Origin of the sequence: Streptomyces sp. NPDC059037 (genome assembly GCF_042740015.1) — a bacterium.
GTDB lineage: Bacteria > Actinomycetota > Actinomycetes > Streptomycetales > Streptomycetaceae > Streptomyces.
This window is the reverse complement of record NZ_JBHYIG010000484.1, coordinates 1-2,852: the sequence shown is the minus strand read 5'-3', so window position 1 is coordinate 2,852 and position 2,852 is coordinate 1. Positions and strand designations below refer to the sequence as shown.

Here is a 2,852-nt window from a genome sequence, read left to right as displayed (position 1 = left end):
CCTCCCTGGCGCGCGGCGTCGGTCGAGTCTCTTTTTGGGGGGGCGCGCGGTCCCCCCCCCCCCCCACACCGGGGGCGAGGTTCTCCCTCAGGTCGTCCAGAACGGAGTTCGCGGCCGTCACGCCGAGGCCCAGGTACCAGGTCTCGTCCGGGACATCCTTGGCCTGGCCCTTCTTCACCGCGCCGAGCTTCTTCCAGAGGGGGTTCTCCTCCGCGGCGGAGCGCCCCGTCTTCTCGGCGTCGCCGTAGACGCCGGTGAAGATCCAGTCGGCATCCGCCTCGTCGATCTTCTCCGGGCTGATCTCGGTGGCGAGGTCGTTGATCTGCTGGTTCTTCGGGCGGGGCAGGCCGGCGTCGTCGAGGATCGTGCCGATGAAGGACGCCTTCGCGTAGAGGCGGATGCGGTCCGGCATGTAGCGGAGCATCGTGATCGTCGGCTTGTCGCCGCCGATCGCCCTGCCGAGGTTCCTCGCCTTCTCCTCGTACGCGGCGAGCTCCGTCTTCGCCTTCTCGGTCTTGTCGAGCGCGGCCGCGTTCAGGAGGTAGTTCTCCTTCCACGTGAAGCCGGGGCGGATGGAGAACACGGTCGGGGCGATCTTGGAGAGCTGCGGGTAGAGCTTGGCGGCGCGCAGTTCGCTGCCGAGGATCAGGTCCGGCTTGAGGCCCGCGATCGCTTCCAGGTTGAGGGAGTTGATCGTGCCGACGTCCTTGGGGTTGCCGGCGTCCTTCTTGAGGTAGCCGGGTACGCCGTCGTCGCCCTCGGTGGGGGCGTAGCCGACGGGCTTCACGCCGAGGGACACGACGTTGTCGAGCTCGCCGACGTCCAGGACCACGACCCGCTTGGGCTGCGCCTTCAGCTCGGTCTTGCCGCGGGCGTGCGTGATGGTGCGGGGGAACTCGCCCGCCTTGGCCTTCGTGCCCATCTTCGCCGTCTGCTCGGCGGCCTTGGCGAAGTCGTCGCCGCCCTGGGCGACGGACTTGCTGCCGCTGCCGTTGTCGGACTTGCCGGAGTCCGCGCCGCCGTCGCCGGATCCGCAGGCCGCGAGGGAGAGCGCGCCGGCCACGGCGAGGGCGAGGGCGGCGGTGGCGCGGTGCCGGCGGGGGCGTATGGACCGTGCGGACGGGGACATCGGTGCTCCAGGGTGTGTGCTGATCGCGGTGGAGCCGGGGCGGCGGACCGCCCGGAACCACTCCACGACCACTTAGGTTCGCCTTACTTTAAGTGCGGCCACCCCACCCAGCACAACCACCCCCGCCCCCTCAGGCGAATCGGGACATCGCCACCCTTCTGTGTGAAGCGGGCGGCCACAGATGCCACGGCAGTGCGTGCGAAAACTAGCTTCGGGGGCCGGAGGTACCCCCCATGACAGCGCCCACGATCGAGCCGGCCCAGGCCCCTGCCCAGACCCCATCCCCGGCACCTGCCAAGGCCCCCGCCCAGACCCCTTCCCCGGTGACTGCCCCGGCTCCCGCCCCCGTGACGATCACCGCCGACGGTGCGTACGCCGCGCGCCTCGCCCACCACGGCGGATCCTGGTTCCCCGAGCGCTGGACCCTCGACTCCCCCGAGCCGTACGCGGTGCCGCTGCCCGGCAACCAGCCGGAGGAGCCGGGCACGGAGGTCCTGCCGATGGCCGACGGGCGTGTCCTCATCCACCGCGTGGTGGACGGCAGGCACGCGTTCGCGCTGCTGTACCCGACCGGTCCCGGGACGGGCGAGGTCCCGCTCGGCGCCGTCGACTGCGGCGCGTCCCGGCTGAGCCTGCTGCCACCGGCGCCGGGCGGCATGTGCGCGTACGCGATCGCGGTGGGCGAGAGCTCCACGGACCTGTGGCTGGTGGCGGGCGACACCTTCGGACCCGAGCACCTCGCGGAGATCCCCGGGCGCTGCGCGGGCGGGGTCTGGCTGGACGCGGAGGGCCGGATCCTGTCCCTGGACCGGGAGTTGGAGGGCCGGGTCAAGGCGGTCGCGGTGGACCTGCGGCGGGACGGCGAGGTGTCGCCCCTCCTCCAGATCGCCGAGGAGAGCGACGACCGGGTGCTGCTCGCGGACGCCGACAGCGGGCTGCTCCTGGTCCGTTCGGACGCGCCGGGCCACGACCGGCTCGGCTGGGGGGTGTTGGGCGGTACGCGCCCGGTGCGTTTCCCCGAGTGTCTGCGCCTGCCGGACTGCGCCGCTCCCGCGATGGCTCCGTTCGCGATCCAGCCGGGGCAGACGCTGATGCCGGAGAGCTGTGCGGTGGCGCTGCGGATCGACGGGGCGGCGGGGAGCCGGCTCGGCGTGTGGCGTCCCGCCGAGCGGCGGCTGTATCAACTGGCGGCGCCTGAGGGGTGGTTGGCCGGGGCGGGGCGGTGGACGCGGAACGGTGTGCTGCGTCTTCCGTACGCGACGGGGGCGGTGCCGTGCGGGGTCGCGGAGGTGGAACCTCCCGCTCCGGAGGGGCCGCCCGTGGCGGTGGCCGCGCGGCCCGTTCCGTTGCAGCAGGCGCCTCTCACCGGGCGTGCGGGCGTTGGTTAGACTCGCCCGGCTGTACCGAACGATCTTCTTTACCGTTTTACGGGGTGAGTGTGTTGATGACGACAGAGATCAGTACGGAGACAGAGCAGGTCCCCGACCCGCGGGTGGCGGCGGCGCCTCCGCAGGGTGCGGCTGCGGCTGCCGGTCCCGGCAGGCATCGGGGACCGGTGGCCTCCCAGGACGCGGAGACGGCTCCGCGGGGGCGACACCGCCGCCAGGGCGAAGAGAACTAATCCTTTCCCCAACCCCACCCCTACCCGCATCACTTCCGGCTGCGCCGGCCGCGAGGTGGCCGCAGATCACCGCCTCCGGCGAGTTCGTCCTCAAACGCCGGA

2 protein-coding genes are annotated in these 2,852 nt (G+C 72.2%); one reads left to right on the top strand and one right to left on the bottom strand.

Annotation, left to right across the window (positions count from 1 at the left end):
* A partial coding sequence (locus ACFWY6_RS44940) for an ABC transporter substrate-binding protein (protein ID WP_384703576.1) occupies positions 1-1,129 on the bottom strand: 1,129 nt, incomplete at its 3' end.
* Between the two features lie 233 nt (positions 1,130-1,362).
* Between ACFWY6_RS44940 and ACFWY6_RS44935 the strand changes: the two genes are divergently transcribed.
* Positions 1,363-2,517, top strand: coding sequence for a hypothetical protein (locus tag ACFWY6_RS44935; RefSeq protein ID WP_384703573.1), 1,155 nt, complete (start codon positions 1,363-1,365; stop codon positions 2,515-2,517).
* The last annotated feature ends 335 nt before the right edge of the window (positions 2,518-2,852 follow it).

What these genes read in the sequence shown, in the direction of transcription:
- ACFWY6_RS44935 (WP_384703573.1), top strand. Translation starts at nt 1,363, where the DNA reads ATGACAGCGCCCACGATCGAGCCGGCCCAGGCCCCTGCCCAGACCCCA.